This window comes from Streptomyces sp. NPDC050528 (assembly GCF_044457795.1).
Lineage (GTDB): Bacteria > Actinomycetota > Actinomycetes > Streptomycetales > Streptomycetaceae > Streptomyces.
Genome location: NZ_JBITHH010000015.1, coordinates 29,664 through 50,592, shown reverse-complemented (window position 1 = coordinate 50,592; position 20,929 = coordinate 29,664). Strand labels below are relative to the sequence as shown.

Here is a 20,929-nt window from a genome sequence, read left to right as displayed (position 1 = left end):
CTCCAATAGAAACCGGTTGTCACGCGTTGGGGCAGAGCTTCTTCCGGCTCGGAAACGGCGTCAAGACCCTGGGCGAACTTTCGAAAAGACTGGGTAACCTCGGCGAGACGACGTTGGAACGTGGTCGGCTAGAAACCGGTTGTCCGACAGGCATGGCCGAAGCCCCGGGAATCCGATGGCCGAACTCCCGGAGCGCCGGCCCCTGTTCTGGCCGTCAGTGCAGGTCGGCGGCCTGCTCGGCGCTGTCGTCGAGGAAGCCGCCCGACTGGTGCTGCCACAGCTTCGCGTAGGCACCCTCGGCTGCCAACAGCTCCTGATGCGTGCCCTGTTCGACGATCCGGCCGCGGTCGAGGACGACGAGCCGGTCCATGCCGGCGACGGTGCTCAGCCGGTGCGCGACGACGAGTGCGGTCCGGCCCTCCATGAGCCGCCACAGCGCTTCCTGTACGAGGATCTCGCTCTCGGAGTCGAGCGCGCTGGTCGCCTCGTCGAGCAACAGGATCGGCGCGTCGCGCAGGATCGCCCGGGCGAGCGCGACGCGTTGGCGCTGGCCGCCGGAGAGCTTGATCCCGCGCTCCCCCACCATCGTCTCGAAGCCGTCCGGCAGCGCGTCGGCGAACTCCGTGACGTGCGCGGCCTCGGCGGCCCGACGGACCTCGGCGTCGGTGGCGTCGGGCCGGGCGAAGGTGAGGTTCTCGCGCAGGGTGCGGTGGAACATCGCCGGGTCCTGCGGGACGTAGGCGATGAGGCTGCGCAGGTCGGCCTGGCGGAGCTTGCTGATGTCCTGGCCGCCGATCAGGATGCGGCCGGCGTCGATGTCCGTCATCCGCAGCAGCAGCCGGCTGAGGGTGGTCTTGCCGCCGCCGGACCGGCCGACGAGGCCGATCTTCGTGCCGCTGGGCACGGTCAGGTCGAGTCCGTCGAAGAGGGTGTCGGCGCCGGCGTGGGCAAAGGTGACGTTCTCGAAGCGGACATCGGCGGCCCGGGACCGCAGCGGCTCGGGCGAGGCCGGGTCGACCACGGTCGGCGGGGCCATCAACAGCTCGGTGAACTGGGCGGCTTCGGTCATCGAGCTTTCCAGACGCCGGTAGATCTGGTTGAACTCGAACATGATCCGGGTCGCGTTCGTGTAGTACGTGAACGCTACGACGACGGCCTCGACGCCGTGTTCGCCGCCGCCGAGGGCCACCGCGAGGAGTAGACCCAGCGCGTTCGTGAGCACGGAGAGCGGTGCGACCAGGGTGTCGATGCGCAGGTTGCCGTAGTCCCAGGAGCGGAGGGTGAGGCGCCTCGACTGGGCGACGCGGGACCGGTGTTCGGCGGCCTCGCGCTCCTCGGCGGCGAACGCGCGGACCGTGTCCATGTTCATCAGGCTGTCGGCGACATGGCCGGACACCCGGGCGATGGCCTCCTCGCGCAGATCGACGAGGGCCTGACGGCGCCGGATGAGGGGCGCGACGACCAGGGCGGTGAGCGCGATCATCGCCAACAGGCCTACGACGAGCAGCGGTTCGTAGCGCCACAGCACGACCGAGCCGAACAGCAGCGGGACCAGGCTGCCCACGACCTGGAACGTCATCGTGTCGACGAACTCCTCGAACCGAGAGGCGAAGCTCAACACCCGCTTGGTGAGCGACCCGGCGAAGTTGTCGTGGAAGAACGCCGCGTCCTTGGCGAAGAGTTCGTCCATGCCGATGACATACAGGTGCTCGATGCCGAGCGCGTCCAGCCGGTTCAGACAGTGCAGTCCGAGGCGCCAGAACACCTCGGCGAGCAGCAGGACTCCGGCGAACCCGAGGACGTACGGCAGTGTCGTGCGGACGCTGATGTCCGCGTCTCCGGCGATTCGGCCGACGAGCTTGGCGACGATCAGCGGGGCGACGTAGTTGATGCCGATGTTGCCCACCGCGGGGAGCAGTGTGGCGGGGGCGGTCCAGCGGCGGAGGCGGGCCAACTCCCGTCCGTAGTAACGCAGTGCGAGTAACACCGAGCCTTTGCGCGGCCCGACGGCGCGCGATTCAGGCGATTCCATCCCCACCCCCTGGTGTCGTCCGGCGCCCGGCAAACGGACTGGCCAGGAAGGGAAGTGTCCCGCGACGGCATGCGCGCAGTCCAAGCGATTTTCCCTCAACAGCCCTGATGCGCACGGGGTTTGCGGGATCTACGGTGACACCATGGCGACTGATCCAGTGAGCGGGCCGATGCGGCTTCCCGACATGCCGTTGCACGATCCGTTCGTCGTGGCCGACGAGGCGACCCGCATGTATTACCTCTATACGTCCAACGACCCTTCCGTGTCAGGCGTGGAAGGCGTCGGCACGATGGTCTACCGGAGCCACGACCTGCGTGACTGGACGCGTCCGGTGGTGGTGTTCCTGGCGGCGGAACAGCCCAACAGCTGGGCGAGCGACGGTGGTTGGGCGCCGGAGGTGCACGCGTGGCAGGGCAGGTACTACCTGTTCACCACGCTGCACGACGAGGACAGTCCGCTTCCCGTGCCCCCAACCGGCCGCTGGGGCACGCCGTTTCAGCTCGCGAACCACCGGCGGGGCACGATCACGGCCGTGTCCGAATCCCTGCTGGGCCCCTTCACGTCGGTCGATCCCGCGCGCCCCACCCCGCCCGAGCACCTCATGACCCTGGACGGCACGCTGTACGTCGCCCCGTCCGGGCAGCCGTGGATGGTGTACGCGCACGAGTGGCTGCAGACCGTCGACGGCACGGTGGAGGCGATCCGGCTCGCCCCGGACCTGACCGGGACGGTCGGCGACCCGGTCTTCCTCTTCAAGGCCTCGGACGCACCCTGGATCGGCGAGGAGATCCCGGCCGGTGTGCCGCACCAACTCCCGCCGTACGTGACGGACGGCCCGCAGTTGTACCGCACCCCCGACGGGGCGCTGCTCATGCTCTGGTCGACGTACGAGAAGAACGTGCTCGGCGCGGACGGCAGCCTCACCGGGGGCTACGTCCAGACCTACGCCGTCTCCAAGTCCGGTGAGATACAAGGGCCTTGGGTGCAGCGGCGGCCATTGGTGCGGGAGGACAGCGGGCACGGGATGCTGTTCCGCACGTTCGAGGGGCAGTTGATGATGATCCTGCACCGGCCGTTCGAGAACGCGCGGGGGAAGGTGTACGAGATGGAACTCGCCGGTGACGAGTTGCGGGTGCTGCGGCAGCGCGTCGACCTCGACGGCGGCGGCTGATCCGGCGGCCGCTGCTCCCAACTCCGCGACAACCGCGCCTCGTTACTGCTTGACCGCGCCCGCCAGCCCATTGATGAAGAAGCGCTGCAACACGATGAAGATCAGGACGATGGGCAGCAGCGTGATGACAGACCCCGCGCACACCAGGGTCCAGGCGGTGGAGTTCTGGCCGATGAAGTTGAACATGCCCACGGACAGGGTGTGGAGTTCGGGGCGGGAGAGGGTGAAGACCAGCGGGATGAAGAAGCTGTTCCAGGCGTTGATGCAGGCGAACAGGCCGACGGTCGCCAGCATCGGGCCGGACAGCGGGAGCATGATCCGCCAGAAGATCTGGTGGAAGTTCGCGCCGTCCACGCGGGCCGCGTCCTCCAGCCCCCGGTCGATCGTCGTGAAGTAGCCCATGAAGAGGAAGGTGCCGAAGACCATCCCGCCCGCCGACTGGACGATGACCACGGACCAGAGGGTGTTGAGGAGATGGAGGCGCTGGATGAGGTCGAAGACCGGGATGATCGTGTAGCCGTGCGGCAGGAAGAGCGTCACGCCGACCAGGCCGAGCCAGATCTTCTTGCCGGGGAAGTCGGTGCGGGCGAGGACGTAGCCGGCCATGGAGGTGGCGAGCAGAGTGACGATGACCGTGCCGGTCGCGAACACGACCGTGTTGACGAAGAACTTGCTGAAGTCCGCCTGCGTCCAGGCCTCGCTGTAGTTGGACCAGTGGAACTCGGACGGGATGGGGTTCAGCCCGCCGGAGAAGAAGCCGTCGGTGCTCTTGAGTGAGCTGCCGAGCGCCCACAGGAACGGGTAGAGCCAGACGAGGCCGCCGCCGAGCAGCGCGAGATAGAGCAGACCGCGTCGGCCTCGGCGCAGGCTCAACCGCGTTCGCGGGCGCGGGCGTTGGGACAGTGTGGACATCGACGGGACCCTTTGCTGGTTGGCGGCCGTTGAGACTGGTCGGCTTATTGGTGGGCGGCCGTGCGCCGTCGGCTGATGCCGCGCAGGGCGAGGACCTGGAGCGCGGAGAACACGATGAGCAGCAGTCCGTAGAGGAACGAGGCGGCGGAGGCCAGGCCGATGTCGGGCTGGGCGGCGGCGCCGGCGGAGCCGCCGAAGGCCAGGTGGTAGATGTACGTGTTGACGACCTCGGTGGCGAAGTACGGGCCGCCGCCGGTGAGGACCTGCACCAGGTCGAAGACCTGGAAGCTGCCGATGAACGCCAACACCACGATGACGACGCCGACTTGGCGCAGCATCGGGATGGTGATGCGGAAGAAGGACTGGACCGGGCCGCAGCCGTCGAGCTTCGCCGCCTCGTACAACTCGGCCGGGATGGTCTGGAGTCCGGCGAGGAAGTAGACGAGGTTGTAGCCGAGGGTGTGCCAGATGCCGATCGCGATGATCACGGCGAGCGCGGTGTGCGGGTCGCCGAGCCAGTCGATGTGTCCGTCCGTCATGCCGGTCTTGGCGAGCAGACTCCCCGCCGAATCACCGAAGTTGGCGAGCATGAGCTGGATGACGACACCGACGACCGCGGCCGAGGTGACGACCGGGATGAAGTAGACGGTCCGGAAGAACAGCGCGAACTTGAGCTTCGGGTTGTTCAGCACCAGCGCGAGCGCCAACGCCAGCAGGAGCTGCACCGGGACGAGGACGAAGGCGTAGACGAAGGTGTGCTCGACCGCGCCCCAGAAGATGCTGTCGCTCAGGATCTGCCGGAAGTTGGCGAGGCCCACGTAGTTGCCGGGTTCGCCGATGCCGTTCCAGCGGTAGAAGGTGTAGCCGAAGGACGCGAAGATCGGGTAGACCACAAAGGCCAGGAGGAGTACGGCCATGGGGGCCAGGTAGAGGTACGACCACTTGGCTGCGCGGATGCGGCGGCCGAGGCCGGGGCGGGCGGCGACCGGGGGTGGAGTCGGGGGCGTTCGGCGACGCTCGCGGGTGTCGAGGAGTGACATGGTGACGGCTCACGCCTTCTTCTTCGTGGTGTACGGCTTGGTGGGGTCCCAGTCCGCGAAGACATAGTCGGACGTGCTGACCTTCTTGCCCTGCTTGGCCACGGCGGCGACCGCGTCGGACAGGAGCTGGAACTTCTTGTCGGCCAGGCTGGTCAACGCGCCCTGGACGTCCTTGATTTGGCCGGTGTAGACGCCGGTGACCACATCGCTGATGTCCGGCTTGGGCACGCCGGGCGCGACGCCGGCCAGCTCCGGGTTGCGCACGAGGGGGACCGGGCCGCGCAGTACCTGCTCGGTCATGCCGATGAAGGCGGCGAAGGGCTTGGAGTCGATGCCGTCCGGATTGTTGTCGGCGGGGTGCGTGGAGACGCCGTTGAGGTCCTGCACCCAGCGGCGCCCGGCGGCGGGGGACGTCAGCGCGTCGAGCCACTGGAACCCCTCGTGCGCCTTCTTGCTCTTGGCGGAGACGGCGGCGAAGGTGCCGTTGCCGACCGGGTCGGCGTAGTAGAAGCCCCTCGGTGTCGTGGTCGGCGAGGGCAGGGTGACCAGGCTGTAGTCGGTGAACTTGTGCTGGGTCCACTCGGGTTGGTTCCACACACCGCCGACGGTCATGCCGAACTTGCCGCGCTCGAAGAAGGCACGGGCCGCTTCGTCGGACAGGCTCACGGAGTTGGGGTGGAAGAAGCCGCGCTTCTTCCATTCGACGAACAGCTCCAGGAAGTCGGCGTACGCGCGGTCGGTGCCGAACGTCCATTTGCCGACGCGGTAGTCCATGCCGGTGCCGGGCACGGTGGGGGCGCCGCCCGGTGCGCCAGCGCCGCGCACGAACAGGTCCAGCCACCAGGCGAGGACGCCGATGCCGTCGGCGTTGCCGAAGCCGAAGCCGTACGACTTGCCGCCGCTCTTCTTGGTGATCGTCTGGGCGGCGCTGGTCACGTCGTCCCAGGTGCGGGGGATCTTGACGCTGCCGTCGGGGTTCGTGAGGCCGACGGACTTGAAGACGCCGTGGTGGATGTAGAGCTGGAGCTGCGGGCCGGAGCCCTTGAGCGGGGCCGAATAGACCTTGCCGTCAAAGACGTTGGCGCCTTCCAGGAAGGTGCCCTCCGGGAAGCGCGACTGCCACTCGGGTGTCGCCCACTCGTCGAGCGGGTGCAGCCAGCCCTTGGCGACCTGCTCGGCGACGCTGGGGACCTGCGGGATCATGAAGACGTCCGGCGGGTTGCCGCTGCGGTTGGCGAGCGCTACCAAGTCCGGGTATTTGGCGTTCTGTTGGGTGGTCTTCTTGACGCTGACGCCGCTGTGACCCTTCTCGAAGAGCTCGATCTCCTTGTCCACCCAGGGGGCTTGGGTGACGTACCAGTCCCAGTAGGTGAGCGCGTCCGCCGACGAGGAGGGGGAGCCGGAGCCGCACGCGCTCAGGCCGCCGCCCAGGGCGAGGGTGCCGGCGCCGAGTGCGGCGGTGCGCAGGAGGCCGCGTCTGGAGACGTTCGACGAAGTCATCTGGTGTTCCTCCGAGGCGGAGAAGAGGGATGCGGTGGGATGCCGAGGGAGATGCCGCGGTACGCCGAGCGATGCCGAGCGGCATGTAACGTTCACTGAACCGTTTACAGTAACCGGGACGTTAAGGGCAGGTCTCGCAGCCGTCAAGAGGTTCGGCGATCCTGGACAACTTCCAACAGGCAGCTGCATCTTGGGCGTAGAGAAACCCTCGCCAGTTGTGTAACTTTTTCATCGGTGTTACTTACACCGGCAGTTCACCGTGGCGAGGAGAAGCAGAGCATGGCTCAAGGTCGGGGTTCCGCAGGTCGGGCGACGATCCGTGACGTGGCATCGCGTGCGGGCGTCTCCGTCGCCACCGTCTCGCGGATTCTCAGCGGGGCGTACACCGCTCCCCCGGCGACGCACGAGCGGGTCATGCAGGCCGTGCAGGACCTCGACTACGTCGTCAACGCCAACGCCCGCTCCCTGAACACGAGTTCGGGGCTGGTCGCGATGGTGGTCAACGACATCACCTCGCCGTTCTTCATGAACGTCGCCTCCGGGGTGGAGGAACAGGCCGTCGCCGACGGCCGCGTGTGTCTCGTCTGTTCCACCCAGGGCGTCCCCGAGCGGGAGTTGTCGGTGATCGAGCTGATGCGCCAGCGCGGCGCGGAGGCGATCATCCTGGTCGGCGGCATGGCCGAGACCGAGGAGCATCTCACCCAACTCACCGCCGCCGCCGAAGGGTTGGAGCGGGCAGGGTCCCGGCTGGTGCTCTGCGCCCGGCCGTGGAAGGGCGGCGCGAAGGCGCCGGTGGACGTGGTGGAGTGCGACATGGAGAGCGGCGCCTTCGCCGCCACCAGTCATCTGCTGTCCGCCGGTCACACCCGGGTGGCCCACCTGGCGGGCCCGCACGAGTTCAGCGTGGCGGGCCAGCGTCTGGAAGGGTACGAACGGGCGTTGCGCGCACACGGCGTGAAGCCCGACCCGGCGCTCGTCGCCGAGAGCGACATGACGCGGGAGTCCGGATACGAAGCGGCCTGCCGCCTGTTGACCGACACCGACGCCACCGCGATCTTCTGCGCGAGCGACATGAGCGCGGCCGGTGCCATCGCCGCCGCCCGCGACCTGGGCCGCTCGGTCCCCGACGACCTCTCCGTGGTCGGCTTCGACGACATCCCGCTCGCCGAGGACCTCTACCCACGGCTGACCACGGTGCACGTCCCCCAGCAGGAACTCGGCCGCTCCGCGACCCGGTTGGCTCTGCACCGCCGCCCCATGGACCCGCCGAGCCGCCGCGTGGTGCTCGGGTCGCACGTCGTCGTACGCCAGTCGGTGGCGCCCCCGGCCCGCCTCAACCCCGTTGGAAAGGTGGACAGTTGATACCTGAGGACCGGCTCCTCTCCCCCCACACCGGCTGGACGCGCACCCACTGGGAGGCGCTGGCCGACGCCCAACTGACCGCCGTCCGCCCGTACTCCACCGACCACCACGCCCTGCTCCACCTCCCCGGCCCCGCCAGTCGCAACGGCCGGCACAGCGACGGCCTCGAAGGCTTCGCCCGCACCTTCCTCCTCGCCGGCTTCCGCCTGGCCCAGTCCGGCGACAACGACCCGCTCGATCACGCCAGTTGGTACGCCGAGGGCCTGACCGCCGGCACGGACCCGCACGCGCCGGACCACTGGCCGGGCATGCGCGAGTGCGGGCAGGCCAAGGTGGAGTGCGCGTCGGTGGCGATCGCGCTGCACGAGACCCGGCCCTGGATCTGGGATCGGCTGGACGACGGTGTACGGCAGCGGATCGTCGTTTGGATGACGGAGCTGCTCGGAAGCGAGGTCCCCGACAACAACTGGGTCTGGTTCAGGGCGATCACGTCGGCGTTCCTGCGCTCGGTCGGCGCCCCGTGGAGCGCGCCCGACATCGACCACGCGATCGCGCGGACGGAGGCCTGGTACGCGGGCGAGGGCTGGTACTCCGACGGCGGCGGCACCGGCGGCCCGTTGCGCCACTTCGACTACTACTCGGGCTGGGCGATGCACTATTACCCGCTCTGGTACTGCCGCATCTCCGGCGCCGACGCGGACCCCGCCCTGCTCCCCCGCTACCGGGCCCGGCTGCGCCGCTACTTGGACGACGCCCAGCACCTGGTGGCGGCCGACGGCGCCCCGGTGTACCAGGGCCGCTCCCTGACGTACCGCTACGCGATGCTCTGCCCGCTGTGGGCCGGCGCCGTCTTCGACGCCACTCCCCTGCCGGCGGGCCGTACCCGCCGCCTCGCGAGCGGAGTCCTGAGGCACTTCACCGAGGCGGGTTGTTTCGACGAGCGCGGGCTCCAACCGCTGGGCTGGCACGGGGAGTTCACGGCCATCCGACAGCCGTACTCGGGGCCCGGTTCGCCGTACTGGTCGAGCAAGGGTTTCGCCGGACTGGTGCTGCCGTCCGAACACCCGGTGTGGACGGAGAAGGAGGAGGCCCTGCCGATCGAGACCCGGGACGTGCGGCGGACGTTGACCGCCCCGGGGTGGCTCGTCTCCGGCACCGCGACGGACGGGGTCGTCCGCGTCGTCAACCACGGCAGCGACCACGCCTTCGGTGACGGTGCCGCCCTGGAGGCGGACGACCCGGTCTACAGCCGTCTCGCCTACGCCTCCCACGCCGCCCCCGACAGCACGGAGTCGAGCCTCGACGACCCGCTCGACTCGCACATCGCGCTGCTCGACGCCGACGAACGGCCTTCCCACCGGCGCCCGTTGACCCGCCTGCACCTGGGTGTGCGCACAGCTGTCTCCCGTCATCGCGCGCACTGGCCGAACGGTCCGGTGCCCGCCCCCTACGCCCACGAACCCGCGCCCAACTTCCGTACAGGACCGTGGATTACGACAGCCTCCGTACTGAACGGCCCGCTGGAAGTACGGCTCGTTCGGGTCGACGGGGCGGCGGCCCAGGAGCCGTTGCGACTGCGGCTCGGTGGCTACTGCCTGGCCGCGACCGAGCAGCCGGAGGTGCACCTGGGTCCCCAGCCCGCCGCATGGGCAAGCGGCTCAACCGGCCTGTCCAGCACGGTGGTTGGGCTGCGCGGCTTCGACGAGGCGGGCATCGGCACCGCGCGCGACGCCAACGCCTTCGGGCCGCACTCGGCGACACCCTGGCTCGCCACGACGACCGAGGTCCAACTCGGCACGGTCTACGCCGCGTTGGTCTGCCTCTCCGGGGTGGTCGCGGGGCCGGGTGCCGCCGAAGCCGTACGGCTGGAGATCTGTTACGACGGTGACGGCAGCGCTCTTGCCTCCGTCACGTGGCCGGACGGGACGGAGGACAACGTCCGCCTGGAACCGCCGAGTTGATGAACCGGACGGGGTGGGACGCGGGCTGTCAGGGGCCCGCGCCCCACACCGCGATCACGTGCCGTCGATGAGCCGGACGGCGAGATCGGGACTGAACTGCCCGGCGGGCACGGTCGGTGCGACGCCGCACTGTCCGTCGGAGTTGCCCGGTGCCTTGACCCACAGCAGGAGGTCCTCGGCGCTGCCCACACGCGGGGTGACACCGAGTTTGCGTCCGGCGGGGTTGCACCATTCGCCGTTGGAGCCGTTGCCGTTACGGCTGGTGTCGACGGCGAAGTGGGAGGTGCCACCCAGCTCCGAGTTGATCGAGTTGCCGTAGGTCTCCGAGGACGGGGTCGTGTAGAAGTTCGAGACGTTCAGGGAGAAGCCGCGGATGTTGGCCACGCCGGCCGACCGCAGGCGGCTCGCCATGGTCGCCGGGTCGACCCAGTTGGTGTGTCCGGCGTCCAGGTAGGCCCAGGTGTTGGGGGCCTTCTGCTGGAACATCTGGCTGGCGTAGGAGAGCATCGCGAGGCGGTCGGTGATCTGTGCGCTGGTCAGACAGCTGAAGTCGGAGAGGGCGTCCGGCTCGATGACGACGACGGCGGGGTGGGTGCCGACCGCTGCCGCGAAGGTGGAGATCCAGGTGCGGTAGGCGGCCACGCTGCCCGCGCCGCCGGAGGACTCGCCGCCGCACGCGTCCCGGCCCGGGATGTTGTACGCGACCAGGACCGGCAGTTTGTCGTGGCTGTCGGCGGCGCCGACGTACCCGGACACGGCCGGTCCGATGCCCGCACTCTCGTTGGCGAACCAGCGGGCGATCGGCTGGGAGGCGATGGCCGACTGGATGCGTGCGGCGCGGGAGTCGGAGGGGTTGTTGCGGACCCAGACGGCCGGGCCGGAGTCGGGGTTGGAGTAGAAGCCGCTCGTCAGGGAGACCGGGCTGGCGGCGGCTGCCGAACCGGCTCCGAGGAGCGGGAGCGGGGCAACGAGCAGGCAGATCAGGGCAGTTCGGAGCGAGGCGGTCTTGAGCGTTGCGGTCTTGAGGGTGGCGGTCTTGAGCGTGGCGGTTCGCCGCGCGGCGGATTTCCGCAGGCCGGACTTCTGCGGGCCGGTGTTCAGCGAGGCGGTTCGCGGGAGGTTGGTTTTGAGCAGGGCTTTCCAGCGCATGGTGCGTCCCTATCTCTCGGGGCGGGGCTGCCGCAGGCCCCTCGGCTCGGCTCCCGCCCGCGCTCGTCCAAGCGCGGGCGGGGCCACGGCGATCCATACCGTTCGATCAGCGGTGCTCAGCGCGCGGAGTCGGCGGCGAAGGTCGCCACCCAGGCGAGCGCGGAGTTCCAGTTGATGGCGATCTCGTTGGTCGAGTACGAGTAGATGTCGTCGATGTAGCAGGTGGCCGGGGGGCAACCGACCAGGTTCTGCTGCGCGACCGGGTCCTGGAGGGCCGAGTCGGGACCGCCGGCGAGTGAACCGGCGGGCGGGCTCGGCAAGTTGGCGTCGATCTGGTGGGCCCAGATGCGGTTGTGCTGGTTGTGGCTGGACTGGGTGCCGTAGCCGGTGACGAAGGACTGGTTCAGGGCGTTGCGGCCGAGGAGGTAGTCCATCGACTCCAGGACGGCGCTGCGGTAGGTGTCGCGGTGGGTGATGTCGTAGGCGGTCGCGATGACCATGGCGTTGTTCGCGGTGACGCTGTTGGAGCCCCACACGTAGGCGCCGTCGGTGGGCAGGTTCGGGTTCGGGTAACCCTGTGACCGCTCGTCGCGTACGAAACCGTCGGCGACGGCGAGGACCCGCTTGCGGGCGGCGGCGACCATGCGGGCGGGGAAGCGGTTCGGCAGCCGGACGACGGTGAGGTCGGCCAGGGCGCCGGTGTCGCGCCAGGAGAAGCCGGCCGGGGTGATCTCGGTGTCGATGCGGGACAGGTAGGCGCGGTCGTGCGTGGTCGCGTACAACTCCGTTGCGGCCCAGGAGAATTCGTCGGTCACGTCCGTGTCGGCGTACGCTCCGCCGCCGACGCTGTCGCTGCTCGGGGCATAGACGTCGGGGTGGGCGAGCGCGGCCTTCCAGGCGGTCTCGGCGGCGGTCAGGCAGGTGCGGGCGAAGGCCGCGTCGTAGCGGGCCCAGACCCGGGCGCACTGGGCGCCCGCGGCGGCAAGGTTGAGGGTCGCGGCCGTGGACGGGGCGTGCAGGTAACGGGGTTGGGAGTCCTGGTCGGGGCGGGTGGGCAGAGCGGTCCAGGCCAGGTCGTGGACCTTGTGGTGGACCATCCCGGCCAGCGGTTCGCCCGCCGGGACCTGCATGCTCAGCAGGAACTCCGTCTCCCAGCGGGACTCGTCGAGGACGTCCGGGACGCCGTTGTGGTTCTCGGGAATGCTCAGCAGTCCGTCGCGCAGTCCGGCGGTGTCGCGTTCGGCGCGGGAGCGTTCGTAGGAATCCATCAACTGCCAGTCCGCGAGTGCCCCGTTGACGACGTACTTGCCCTGGTCGCCCGCGTCGTACCAACCACCCTGGACGTCAAGGGAATAGTCACAAGTGCCTGGCAGGCAGGGCACGTTGGTATCGCCCTTGTTGGGTGCCACTCCGACATGTCCGGCGGGCCGAGCGTAGGCGCCACCTGCGTACTGCGCCTCGATGGGCGTGCCACTGCGGACGTCGTAGAAATAGCCCAACGCGTCTTTGCTCAGTGCCTTGTAGGGGTTCTCCGCGATGGCGAACGGATAGCTGGTCGCGTCACCGACGACGAGCGTGTATCCCGTACCGGCCTTGCGCACCGAGCTGAAGTCGGCGATGTGCACATGGTCGCCGGAGGCGGCGTCCGTGCCCTGCACGACGGTGCGCCCCGACTTCACGACCGCGCCCGAGTCGTCGAGCAGGCTCCAACGTACGGGCTCCGTCGAGGAGTTGACGATCGACGCCTTCTTCGGGCCGTGCACCGCGTAGCCGTACTGGTTCGTCCGCACCGGTGAGCCGAAGTCGCGTCCGCCGCCCGGGGGTATCGCGCCGCCGGTGAGGGAGACGTCGTCGAGGCAGAGGGTGAACGGCTGGGCGGCGCCGCCCTGTTGGAAGGAGAGCTGGGCGTGCAGATTGGCGACGGTGGAGTTGCCGGTGAACTGGAAGGTCTTCGGTGTCGTGGTGATCGCGACGGTCTTGTTGAGGGTCGTCGTGAACGGGGCTGCGGGCAGCTGCAGTACGGCGTGGATCGACACGTCCTTGGTGGCGGAGGCCGTGAAGCGCAGGGTGTACGGCTGGCCGGCCTCCAGCGGGATGTCGTTCTGGCCGATCATCGAGTCCCACACGTTGACGGTCCCGCCGGGGACATCGGCGCACAGGCGGCCCGAGTTGACGGTGGACGGCGTGTTGCCGCTGCTCCACCACGAGGTCTTGCCGTTGTCGAACGTGCCGTTGAGCACCCGTTCGTAGGGCGCATCGGCGGCCTGCGCGGAGGTCACGGGAAGCACGGGGGTCGCGGCCAGGGTGGCGACGGTCAGGGCGGGCGCGAGAAGGACCGCGGCCCATCTGGTCCTGCGGAATCTGGTCGTACGGAAGCTGGTCCTGCGGAACATACCGAGCCCTTCTCGGTGACAGGGTCGGCTCGGTGCGGCGTCAGTGCCAGATGGTGAGCGGGGCCGACGAGGCTGTCAAGTCTTGGCGCACAGAAGCCTTTTCCTCGTCGGAACCCTTCACAGAGTGAACGTCCCCCTCCTACTCTGCGACTGTTAGCGCTTCCAGTTTCTTTCGGAGGCATCGCACAGGAACCGGCCGAGCTGTGGCGTCACCCCAGTTCCATCACAGGCCAGGAAGAATTCCCGCAGACGGAGGTTCGACCCAGTGAGCACGTTCGATCCCGGCTTCCTGTGGGGCGCCGCCACGTCGAGCTATCAGATCGAGGGCGCGGTCGCGGAGGACGGCCGGGGGCCCTCCATCTGGGACACCTTCGCGGCGACTCCGGGCGCCGTCCGGGGCGGTGACACCGGAGCCGTCGCGGCCGACCACTACCACCGCTTCCCCGAGGACATCGCGCTGATGTCCCAACTCGGCCTGCGCGCCTACCGGTTCTCCCTCGCGTGGCCCCGGATCCAGCCCACCGGCTCCGGCCCGGTGAACCAGCGCGGCCTCGACTTCTACCGCCGCCTCACCGACACCCTCCTCGACCACGGCATCCAACCCTGGCCCACGCTCTACCACTGGGACCTGCCCCAGCCGCTGGAGGACGCCGGCGGCTGGCCGGTGCGGGACACGGCCGAGCGGTTCGCCGAGTACGCGGCCCTCACACACGACGCGTTGGGCGACCGCATCACCCACTGGACCACCCTCAACGAACCCTGGTGCTCGGCGTTCCTCGGCTACGCCACAGGCCGCCACGCCCCCGGCCGACGCGAACCGGCCGCCGCCGTACGCGCCGCCCATCACCTGCTGCTCGCCCACGGGTTGGCGGCCGAGGCGATCCGGGACGACGACTCGCACGTCGGCATCACGCTCAACCTGACCCATGTCACCCCGCTCACCACCGAGCCCGCCGACCTGGACGCGGCCCGCCGTGTCGACGGCATGCAGAACCGCCTCTTCCTCGACCCACTGTTGCGCGGCGCGTACCCCGACGACGTGCTCGACGACCTCCGCGAGGTCACCGGCACCGGCCACATCCAGGACGGCGACCTGAAGCGGATCGGCGCTCCGCTGGACCACCTGGGCATCAACTACTATGCGCCGACGCTGGTCGCGGGCAGCACTGCACCGGTCCAATCCGCCTATGTGGGCTCGCCGTTGGTGCGTGTCGCCGACGGCGGGCGACCGAAGACGGCGATGGGTTGGGAGATCGACGACAAAGGGCTCCTCGCTCTCCTGCTGCGCCTCAAAGCCGACTACCCGGCCGTGCCCCTGTACATCACGGAGAACGGGGCCGCCTTCGACGACGTGGTCGAGCGGGACGGGGTGGCTGGGGTGGCCGGGGCGGTGCACGGGGCGGTGCGCGAGGTGGTGCACGACGCGGACCGGATCGCCTACCTGGACGGCCATCTCCGTTCCTGTGCACGGGCGATCGGCCAAGGGGTGCCGCTCAAGGGCTACTTCGTCTGGTCGCTCCTCGACAACTTCGAGTGGTCCTTCGGCTACGGGCCGCGCTTCGGCATCGTGCACGTCGACTACGCGACGCAGCGCCGTACAGCGAAGGACAGCGCTCACTGGTACGCCGAGGTCATCCGACGCGGCGGCCTGTGAAGCCGTCAGCGCTTACAGTGCTGCTACCGCCCGTCCCTCCGCCCACCCCTCCACACCTCGCTCTCCGCCCTCCACACTCCGCACTCCGCACGAACGGGAGCCGCCCCACATGAGTACACGTCCGCCGACGCTCGACGAGGTGGCGCTGCGCGCCGGGGTGTCCGTCGGGACCGTCTCGCGGGTGATCAACAACCGCCGGCACGTCAGCCAGAAGGCTCGGCAGGCGGTGGAGAGTGCCGTGGCGGAGCTGGGCTATGTGCCGAACGTGGCGGCCCGTTCGCTGGCCTCGCAGCGGCGCGGCGCGGTGGTGCTGGCGGTCTCCAGCGACGATCCGGCACTGTTCGCGAACCTCTTCTTCGCCGAGGTCATCACCGGTGTGAACGCGGTCGTCGAGGAGACCGACCTCGAACTCCTGCTGATCCTGGCCGCGGGCGAGCGGGGCCGGGCCCGGCTCACCCGCGTCCTTCAGTCCCGGGGCGCGGACGGCGTCATGTTGCTGGCCCTGCGCGAGAACGATCCGCTGGCGAAAGTCGCCGAGGCGGGGAACGTGCCCGTCGTGCACGGAGGCCGCTCCCTCGAAAAGGCTCCGCGCTATTACGTGGACGCCGACAACCGCGGCGGCGCCCGCGAGGCCGTGGAGTACCTGATCTCGACCGGCCGCCGTGCCATCGGCACCGTCACCGGCCCACTCGACATGCACGCCGGTGTCTCCCGCTACCTGGGCTTCCGCGAGGCGGTCGCGCTGGCCGGTCTGGAGGACCACCGCGTGGCGCACGCCGACTTCAGCGAGTTGGGCGGGGCCACGGCGACGGCCCGTCTCCTCGACGAACACCCGGACCTGGACGCGGTGTTCGTCGCCTCGGACGCCATGGCGGCGGGCGCCCTGCACGTCCTGCGCGAGCGCGGCCGGTCCGTCCCCGAGGACGTCGCGGTGGTCGGCTTCAACGACATCCTCACCGCCCGGCACACCCAGCCCGCCCTGACGACGATCCGCCAGCCCATCGTCGCCCTCGGCAGCGAGATGACCCGGATGCTGGTGCGCGTCCTGGCCGGCGAGGAGCCGACACCCCTCATCCTGCCGACGGAACTGGTGATCCGGGAATCCGCGTGACGCGGCGGCCGTGCCCCTCGGGGCCCGCGCACACTCCGTAAGGTTCACCCCAAGAGCCGTACAACTTATCCCCAACAACAAGTGTCTCGTAGGGCAACAACACTTGTCCCGGGGGGGGATATTTTGATCAAGGTAAGCGTTGTCGTGCCCATCTACAACGCCGGTTCGTACATTGACCGTTGTGCGCCGTCGCTGGTCAACCAGAGCCTGGGGGCGGACGCGTACGAGGTCGTGTACGTCGACGACGGGTCGACGGACGACTCCGCCGAGCGGCTCGACCGGCTGGCCGAGGCGCATCCACATGTGCGGGTGTACCGGCAGGAGAACTCCGGCTGGCCGGGCAAGCCGCGGAACGTCGGGGTGGACCGGTCCAAGGGGAAGTACGTCCAATTCGTGGACCAGGACGACGAGTTGTCGTACGAGGCGCTGGAGCGGCTGTACGCGCTGGCGGAGCGCAACGGGTCGGACATCGTGCTGGGCAAGGTGCACGGGACGATGCAGGGGCCCAGTAATGTGTTCAAGCGGACGGTCGAGCGGTGCACCGTCGCCGACGCACCGCTCATCGAAAGCCTGACGCCGCACAAGATGTTCCGCCGGGACTTCCTGCGCGAACACGGGATCCGCTTCCCGGAGGGGCGGGTCAGGCTGGAGGACCAGCTGTTCATGGCGCGCACCTACGTACGGGCCAAGACCGTGTCGATCCTCGGCAACTACCCCTGCTACCAATGGAATCGGCGTGAGGACGGCGGCAACAACAGCAGTCGCCGCATCACCGCCGACGACTACTACGGCCACCTGGACAAGGTCGTGGAGGCGATCAAGGAGGGCACCCCGCCGGGGGATTTGCAGGACCGGCTGCTGCGCCGTTCGTACCGCGTGGAGCTGCTACGGCCGGTGAGTGAACCGCGCATACTGCGGCGCAAGGGCAAGGACCTGGAGGAGTACTTCACCACCGTCCGCCGGATGGCGATGACGAGTTATCCGCCGGGGGTGAGCGAAGGACTCCCGGCGATCAGCCGCCTACGGGCGGAACTGCTCGTGCAGGACCGGCTGGACTCGCTTGTCGAACTCGCCCGCCGCACCGAGCAGATCAGGGCGCACGTCGAGGTGGACGACCTGCGCTGGCGCAACGACAAGCTGGTGATCCGGACCCGGGTCGGCATGGTCCGGGGCGACGGCGAACCGCTGACCCTCGTGGAGCGCGACGGCCGGATGTTCCTCGACCCCCAACTCCTCGACGGCATAAGGGGAGCGGAGAACTGGGAGGTCCCCGATCCCTTCTCGCACGCGTATGGGGAACTCATCGTGCACGACACCGCGGACAACCACTGGTGGTATCCCGAAGGGGAGTTGACGCCGACGTTGGAACCGCTCGGCGGAAACGTCCACCGGGTCGTCGTCTCCGGCGAGACGGTCATCGACCCGCTGACCCTTGCCGGTGACGCGCCGATGAACCCCGGTGCCTATCAAGTCTGGGCCAGCGCACAGCTGTTGGGCGTCGGGCGCCGCCCCCGGCTGGCCGCCGCGCCGGGCGGCACCCGCATCCTCCTCGGCACCGTCGCCGTCGGCACACCCTCGCGTCTCGTCTCCCCCACCTGGGCCGGCCCCGGCGGCCAACTCCGGCTCACCGTCGGCACACCCGGCCGAATCGGCACCACCCGCCGCGTCCTGCTGCGCACCACCGCCGACCACCGCCTACGGCACGGCGTCCGCGAGGTGCTGCGACGCCTTCCACCGGGCGCCCGCAAGAACATCCGCGCCACGGCGCGACGGGCGGAGGGGTGGATGCTGGGGTAGCAGGAACCGGGGCCGGGCCCTCACCTCCGGTCCGGGAAGCTGGGTCGGGGGCCGGGCCTGATCCCGGTCCGGGAAGCGAGGTCGGGGCCGGTCCCACCTCCGATCCGGGAACCTGAGCAGGGGGCCGGGGCCCACCTCCCGTCCGGCAACCAGGATCGGGGGCCGGGGTAGCGGAAGCCGGCCTGATCCCGGTACGGGAAGCAGGGTCGGGGGCCGGGGCCCACCTCCGGTACGGCAACCAAGGTCGGAGGTGGGCCCACCTCCGGTACGGGAACCGGCATCCGGGGTCGGAGCTCGCCTCCGGTCCGGAAAGCGGTGTCCCGGACCGGGCCCAACTCCCGGTCCGGGAAGCAGGGCCAGAGGCCAGTGCCCACATCCAGTCCGCCAACCAGGGTCGGAGGTCGGAGCCCATCTCCAGTCCGGGAACCGGCATCGGAGGTCAGAGCTCGCCTCCAGTCCGGGAACCGGCATCGGAGGTCAGAGCTCGCCCCCGGTCCGGGAACCCGTGTCCCGGACCGGACCCAACTCCCGGTCCGACAACCGGCACCGGAGGCCGGGGCCCATCTCTGGCCCACCCGGTCCCACCCGGGCAACTCCCCGACCGGTCTCACCTGGGCAACGGAACGTCCAGTTGCCGGCCGTCGCGAATCTGCAGCCCGGTCGGCTCCCCGACCCGCTCGGCGGTAGCCGTTCCGTATCCGCGAGGTCTCGTCGGCGCCTTCGGTCGCTCATACTCCACGCACCCTCAACTGCGGCTAAGACGGCGGGACTTAAGCCGCCCGAGCTGCCACCATGTCGAGGTCCACCCACGCCTCCTCGGTCAGATCCGTGGCAACCCAGCAGGCGGCGGACACGACCTCCTCCGGGGTACGGAACCCCGCCACCACGCAGGCCACCCCGGGATCGCGCAGCGGAAAGCGCAGGGCAGCGTGCGGGAGGGCGGTGCCGTGTCGCGCGGACACCTCGGCGAGGTGCCGGGCGCGACGCAGTGCCGATTCCGACGCCGGGCCGTAGTCGAAGGTGGCGTCACTCGCAGGATAAGTGCGGCTCAGCAGACCGGAGTTGAACGGTGCGGCGGCCACCACCGCGACCCCGCGTTCGGCGCACGCGTCCAGCAAGGGACGGGCTGTACGGTCGAGGAGGGTCCACCGCCCGGCCACCATCACGGCGTCGACGTCCGCCTCCGCGACGACACGCAGCAGCGGGGCGACCGTGTTCGCGCCGACACCGACGGCACCGATGACGCCTTGGTCGCGCAGGGCGGTCAACGCGGGCAGGGTGTGGCCGAGGGCGGCGTCCAAGTGGTCGTCGGGATCATGGACGTAGACGATGTCCACATGGTCGAGGCGCAGGCGTTTCAGGCTGTCCTCCAGGCTTCGCAGGACACCGTCCCGTGAGTAGTCGGGGCGGCGGACCAGCGTGTCGGGTACGGCGAAGCCGCCTGCCGTCAGGTCGGATCCGGTGGGTGCCGGGTGGGGTTCCAGCAGTCGGCCGACCTTGGTGGAGAGGGTGAACTCCCCCCGCGGACGGTGCGCGAGGGCGTCGCCGAGCCGCCGTTCGGACAGGCCGAGGCCGTAGTGCGGGGCGGTGTCGTAGTAACGCACCCCCACGTCCCAGGCGGCCTCAAGGGTCAACTGCGCCTGGCGGTCGTCGATCGCGCTGTGGAGGTTGCCGATGGGGGCGGCACCGAATCCCAGCGTGCCGACCCGGACGCTTGTCCGACCAAGTGGGCGTGCCCTCATGAGATTCCCGCTTCCACGGCCCTCGCCGCATAGAGAAGGATCTGCTTCATCCGGCAGCCAGGACCCTAAGGATGGGATCCATTTCGCGCAACACCCTGAGAGAAGTGCCTAGTTGGTGGCGTTTTATCAGTGTCTGCACAGACCTCCGGGTCGAGATCTGTCCGATCTCTTCCCAACTCACAACAGCGGTGCCATATTGACCCCGGAAAATGAACCTGATTCATTCGTGGCGCGAGACTCATGGCGCAAGATTTGTGACGCAAGAGGGGGGTTCGCCTTGGGCGACTCAACACCGGCCTACCGACCGGGATATGAACTGGTCGCGGAGCAACTGCTGGAGTACATCGCCCAGCAGAACCTGCGGCCCGGCGACCGCCTCCCCACCGAACAGGGCCTGGCCCAGATCCTGGGCGCGTCCCGCAACGTCACCCGCGAGGCCGTGAAGGTGTTGGCCGCCATCGGCCGGCTCACCGTGCGGCGAGGCGCCGGCATCTTCGTCGCCGCCTCGGTCGGCGGGCTGCTGGACGACGAGCTGTCGCACTTCCGGCCGACCGGCATGGAAGACGTCCGCATGCTTCTGGACTACCGCAAGGTGATCGAGTCGGAGACGGCCCGCCGTGCCGCCTCCCACGCCACCCCGATCGAAGTCCGGGCCATCCGGGAGAGCGCGGAGAGCTCCCTGACGGCGGCCACGATGCACGACGTCGACACCTTCGCCAAGGCGGACGCGGCCTTCCACGACGCGGTGGGCGCCGCCTCGCACAACGTGTTTCTCAGGGCGAGCGTCGCCGGTGTACGGCGCCTGGCAGCCCAGTCCGACGTACTGCTCTTCCACGGTGACGTGCCCGGATCGCTGGAAGTCGCCGCGCATCAGCATGTGGCCATAGCGGAGGCGGTCGCCGCGGGGGCGGCCGATCTCGCCGAGCAACTGATGGTGGAACACATCGCCACCACCCAGAGCCAGTTCGAGAACAAGATCCGCGACCGGCTGTTCAGTCCCGAGGCTCAGCCGCCCTCTCCGGAGGCGCCGGCCTCGTAGAACCGGCCGCCCCCGCCTGTGCCGCACCGGCACAGCGCTCGGGCCGCCCGACGCCCTCAAGTCCCG

The 20,929-nt window shown here is 69.4% G+C and carries 14 protein-coding genes; 7 read left to right on the top strand and 7 right to left on the bottom strand.

Annotation, left to right across the window (positions count from 1 at the left end; translation table 11 throughout):
* Nucleotides 1-214: 214 nt before the first annotated feature.
* Nucleotides 215-2,032 (bottom strand): ABC transporter ATP-binding protein, encoded by a 1,818-nt coding sequence (locus ACIBK4_RS40710; protein WP_399003494.1) that lies wholly within the window; start codon nt 2,030-2,032, stop codon nt 215-217.
* A 142-nt stretch (nt 2,033-2,174) separates the two neighbouring features.
* On the opposite strand from ACIBK4_RS40710, the gene ACIBK4_RS40705 reads away from it, so the two are divergent.
* Nucleotides 2,175-3,203, top strand: coding sequence for a glycoside hydrolase family 43 protein (locus ACIBK4_RS40705; protein ID WP_399003492.1), 1,029 nt, complete (start codon nt 2,175-2,177; stop codon nt 3,201-3,203).
* Between the two features lie 42 nt (nt 3,204-3,245).
* Here the strand turns inward: ACIBK4_RS40705 and ACIBK4_RS40700 are convergent, their stop codons facing one another.
* The 3 genes from ACIBK4_RS40700 to ACIBK4_RS40690 are packed head-to-tail and all read right to left on the bottom strand — an operon-like array spanning nt 3,246 to nt 6,655.
* Nucleotides 3,246-4,115: a carbohydrate ABC transporter permease gene (locus ACIBK4_RS40700; RefSeq protein WP_399003490.1), complete on the bottom strand. Its 870-nt coding sequence runs from the start codon at nt 4,113-4,115 to the stop codon at nt 3,246-3,248.
* A 44-nt stretch (nt 4,116-4,159) separates the two neighbouring features.
* Entirely contained in the window at nt 4,160-5,155 is a 996-nt protein-coding gene (locus ACIBK4_RS40695) for a carbohydrate ABC transporter permease (RefSeq protein ID WP_399003488.1), read from the bottom strand.
* A 9-nt stretch (nt 5,156-5,164) separates the two neighbouring features.
* Nucleotides 5,165-6,655 carry an ABC transporter substrate-binding protein gene (locus tag ACIBK4_RS40690; RefSeq protein ID WP_399003486.1) on the bottom strand — a complete coding sequence of 497 codons (1,491 nt, stop codon included), beginning with the start codon at nt 6,653-6,655 and terminating at the stop codon, nt 5,165-5,167.
* A 324-nt stretch (nt 6,656-6,979) separates the two neighbouring features.
* Here ACIBK4_RS40690 and ACIBK4_RS40685 point away from each other — a divergent pair, with 324 nt between their 5' ends.
* Both ACIBK4_RS40685 and ACIBK4_RS40680 read left to right on the top strand, forming a co-directional pair.
* A complete protein-coding gene (locus tag ACIBK4_RS40685; protein ID WP_399003484.1) occupies nt 6,980-8,017 on the top strand; it encodes a LacI family DNA-binding transcriptional regulator in 1,038 nt (345 codons plus the stop codon).
* Nucleotides 8,014-9,978, top strand: coding sequence for a DUF2264 domain-containing protein (locus ACIBK4_RS40680; protein WP_399003482.1), 1,965 nt, complete (start codon nt 8,014-8,016; stop codon nt 9,976-9,978). Before ACIBK4_RS40685 ends, ACIBK4_RS40680 begins: the two co-directional genes overlap by 4 nt.
* A 54-nt stretch (nt 9,979-10,032) precedes the next feature.
* Here ACIBK4_RS40680 and ACIBK4_RS40675 read toward each other — a convergent pair whose 3' ends face one another.
* Nucleotides 10,033-11,127, bottom strand: coding sequence for a glycoside hydrolase family 6 protein (locus tag ACIBK4_RS40675; protein ID WP_399003480.1), 1,095 nt, complete (start codon nt 11,125-11,127; stop codon nt 10,033-10,035).
* Nucleotides 11,128-11,243: 116 nt separating this feature from the next.
* A complete protein-coding gene (locus tag ACIBK4_RS40670) occupies nt 11,244-13,520 on the bottom strand; it encodes a glycoside hydrolase family 9 protein (RefSeq protein WP_399003478.1) in 2,277 nt (758 codons plus the stop codon).
* Nucleotides 13,521-13,785: 265 nt separating this feature from the next.
* On the opposite strand from ACIBK4_RS40670, the gene ACIBK4_RS40665 reads away from it, so the two are divergent.
* From ACIBK4_RS40665 to ACIBK4_RS40655, 3 genes are all read left to right on the top strand, one after another.
* Nucleotides 13,786-15,174 carry a GH1 family beta-glucosidase gene (locus ACIBK4_RS40665; protein ID WP_399003476.1) on the top strand — a complete coding sequence of 463 codons (1,389 nt, stop codon included), beginning with the start codon at nt 13,786-13,788 and terminating at the stop codon, nt 15,172-15,174.
* A 109-nt stretch (nt 15,175-15,283) separates the two neighbouring features.
* A complete protein-coding gene (locus ACIBK4_RS40660) occupies nt 15,284-16,285 on the top strand; it encodes a LacI family DNA-binding transcriptional regulator (RefSeq protein ID WP_399003474.1) in 1,002 nt (333 codons plus the stop codon).
* 144 nt (nt 16,286-16,429) lie between these two features.
* Nucleotides 16,430-18,082, top strand: a complete 1,653-nt coding sequence (locus tag ACIBK4_RS40655; RefSeq protein ID WP_399003472.1) for a glycosyltransferase — start codon at nt 16,430-16,432, stop codon at nt 18,080-18,082.
* A gap of 770 nt (nt 18,083-18,852) precedes the next feature.
* On the opposite strand, the gene ACIBK4_RS40650 is transcribed toward ACIBK4_RS40655, so the two are convergent.
* Nucleotides 18,853-19,824 carry an aldo/keto reductase gene (locus ACIBK4_RS40650; protein ID WP_399003470.1) on the bottom strand — a complete coding sequence of 324 codons (972 nt, stop codon included), beginning with the start codon at nt 19,822-19,824 and terminating at the stop codon, nt 18,853-18,855.
* A 277-nt stretch (nt 19,825-20,101) separates the two neighbouring features.
* Between ACIBK4_RS40650 and ACIBK4_RS40645 the strand changes: the two genes are divergently transcribed.
* Nucleotides 20,102-20,863, top strand: coding sequence for a FadR/GntR family transcriptional regulator (locus tag ACIBK4_RS40645; protein WP_399003468.1), 762 nt, complete (start codon nt 20,102-20,104; stop codon nt 20,861-20,863).
* Nucleotides 20,864-20,929: the final 66 nt, after the last annotated feature.